The sequence below is a fragment of the Leisingera sp. F5 genome, from assembly GCF_001593695.1.
Genome location: NZ_LUKH01000383.1, coordinates 1 through 2,632 on the forward strand (window position 1 = coordinate 1; position 2,632 = coordinate 2,632).

Annotated in this window: 2 protein-coding genes and 1 pseudogene; 1 reads left to right on the forward strand and 2 read right to left on the reverse strand. The window is 66.3% G+C overall.

Annotated elements, in window-relative coordinates; all coding sequences use genetic code 11:
* Window positions 1-356 (forward strand): annotated as a pseudogene (locus A2I95_RS30640) (polyhydroxybutyrate depolymerase); the annotation flags it as partial.
* Between the two features lie 264 nt (window positions 357-620).
* Here A2I95_RS30640 and mdoH read toward each other — a convergent pair.
* Both mdoH and A2I95_RS30650 read right to left on the reverse strand, forming a co-directional pair.
* Entirely contained in the window at window positions 621-2,498 is a 1,878-nt protein-coding gene (mdoH, locus tag A2I95_RS30645; RefSeq protein WP_027259291.1) for a glucans biosynthesis glucosyltransferase MdoH, read from the reverse strand.
* Window positions 2,495-2,632: glucan biosynthesis protein (locus tag A2I95_RS30650; RefSeq protein ID WP_291735931.1), on the reverse strand; the 138-nt coding region annotated here is incomplete at its 5' end. The genes A2I95_RS30650 and mdoH, both read right to left, overlap by 4 nt.

A 2,632-nucleotide genomic window follows, 5' to 3' on the forward strand; every position in this document is an offset into this window, starting at 1 on the left:
CCGGTGCGTTCTGGCGGCCTCAGCCCGAGACCTGCGAAGGGCCGGTACGTTTGTTGCAAACCCACGGCTGGCGCGATGAAGTGGTGCCGCTGGAGGGGCGTATCCTTGGCGGCGGGCGCTGGGAGCAGGGCGATGTCTTTGCTGGTCTGGAGGTTTGGCGCGAGGCCAACGGCTGCGCGTCGCACGCGCCATCAAAGGCCTGGGGCGAGGGCGAGGGCGGGTTGCTGCACCGCCGCTGGACTTGCGGCGCGGGTGCAGAGATCGAACTGGTGCTGTTTGACGGCGGCCATACTGTGCCCAAGGCTTGGGCGGGCCTGATGGCCGATTGGTTCGAAGATGAACCGGCCGTGCGCTGACGTTACGGATGCGCCTGCAAAAAGCGGAGCGCTCCCGCCCTTTTGACCGAAATCAGAGATTTCCATCAAAGTGTTGGGCCAGGCAGCGCGCCCTGCGGGCGCGCTGCTGTTGCATGCCGCCGCGAAGCTGGCACTTGAGGATAGCAGCGGACATTTGCGCAACCGCGCCGCGCGTCAGCGCGGCGCCCGGCCCAAGACCGCCAAGGGTGTCCCGGCGCAGCCGGGGATCCTGCGGGCGCGGGAGTTCCTGGCCGGCTTGCCAGCTTACTCTGCCGGAGTGCTGCGGGCGGTGTTATTGTCCAGCATGGCTTTGAGATCAGCCCGCGCAACCCGGGCGGCGCGGGTGATCTGGGGTTCGCTGAACTCCTCCCGCGTGGCCATCCAGTTACGGATACGGTTCACCGTCCTTACCCCGGACAGCGCTGAAAGCGGCACCGCCAGAACCAGCGACAGGGCGATGGGCGCCAGCCACAGCGACACCGTGCCCGACAGGATCCCGGCCCAGAGCGTCACACCGCTGACGGTTTCCAGCGCGTGACAGGCAGCCAGCGTGCGCAAGGAGTAGCTGCCGCCGTCGCGGGCCTGCGGTTCCCAGCCGCGTTGCAGCCCCAATGCCGTGCGGAACACCGCGATCATCTGCTGCACCATCAGGATCGGCGCATAGAGGATCGCCAGCAAAACTTCGGACACAAATGACAGTGCGAAATGCACCGGGCCGCCGTATTCCGAAAACCGGCTGCCGGTCAGCGGCAGCGCCACTGCGGCCAGCATCTTGGGCGCGAGCAGCATTGCGTAGATCAGCAGGATCACCAGCACATGCTTGGGCTCGGACATGTCCGGCCAGCTGGGGCGGAAAGGGTTGGCTTCGCTGAAGTAGCTGATGACAGACGCCTCCTCGCTGCGGCCGATCACGGCCCAGAGCACCAGCAGGGCAAACCACACGGGCGCCATCAGATAGCCGATCGCGCCGGCAAAGAGGTGAAAGCGCGAGATCGCCCGGAAGCCCTTGGCGTGCAACAGGTTCAGGTGCTGCAGGTTTCCTTGGCACCAGCGCCGGTCGCGCAGGATGTGGTCGATCAGGGTGGCGGGGGTTTCCTCATAGGAGCCGCGGATGCGGGGCAGGAAGCGCACCGACCAGCCGGCCCGGCGCAACAGGCCCGCCTCGACAAAATCGTGGCTCATGATCAGCTTGCCGCCGCGGCCAAAGCGCGAGCGCAGCAGCGGCAGACCGGCACAGGCGGCAAAGGCGCGGGTGCGGATGATGGCGTTGTGGCCCCAATAGTTGCCCTCGTGACCGGCCCAGCGGGCCAGGCCTTCGGCAAGCGCAAGGCCATAGACGCCGTTGGCAAACTGCTGCATGCGGCCAAAGACCGACTGCGCGCCAATCAGCTGCGGATAGCTTTGGATCAGCCCGGCGCTGGGATCGCGCGCCAGCGCGTCGGTCAGCCGGGCAATGGCGCGACCGCTCATCAGGCTGTCGGCGTCCAACACCAGCATCGCCTCGTAATCGGCGCCCCAGCGGCGCACCCAGTCGGAGATATTGCCGACCTTGCGCCCCTCATTGTCGGCGCGGCGGCGGTAGTAGAGCTCAGCCCCTTCCGGCAGCATGGTCCGCAGCGCCTCGACACTGGCGCGTTCCTGTTCGGCAATGGCATCGTCGCGGGTGTCCGAGAGGATGAACATCGCATAGTCATGCTGGCCGCCGCGGCCATGAAGCTCCTGCAGCATGGTCTGGGCGTTGCCCAGCACGTACCAGGGAACCTCGTTATAGACCGGCATCAAGAGCGCCACCTTCATCGGGCGCGCCGGGCCGCGGGCAACAGTCTTTTCCCGGCGCGACAACCCGTAAAGGCCCAGCAAAACGGTAGAAACGGTAAAGGCGATCCAGAAAAAGTTGAAGGCAATCAGGGCCAGCAGGATCAGCTCCAGCAGCGAGAACCCGTCGGCGGTGAACCAGCCCCGCATCACCCAGGTGAGGACACCGGTCGCCAGCATCGCAGGCGAAAACGCCAGCAGCCGCCACAGCGCCACCTGCCGCGGGGCGGCACCGCCGGGGGCTTCGGCGTCGCGGAAGCCCTTGCTGAAATCCTGTTCCGGCATTGCCAGCGGCTGTTCCGGGGGCATCAGGTCACATGTGTTCATGCGGTCCACCTGTAAAGCCAGACCTCGGAAGCGGCATTGCCGTCTTTCCTGAGCTGGGCGCGAAGTTCAACATGGTCCCGCTCGCCGGGGTCAAAGTAGAAGGCCAGCCGCAGACCGCCGGTTTCCGGGTTGTG

Coding starts and splice junctions, on each gene's coding strand:
- mdoH (WP_027259291.1), bottom strand. CDS start 2,498: ATGAACACATGTGACCTGATGCCCCCGGAACAGCCGCTGGCAATGCCG.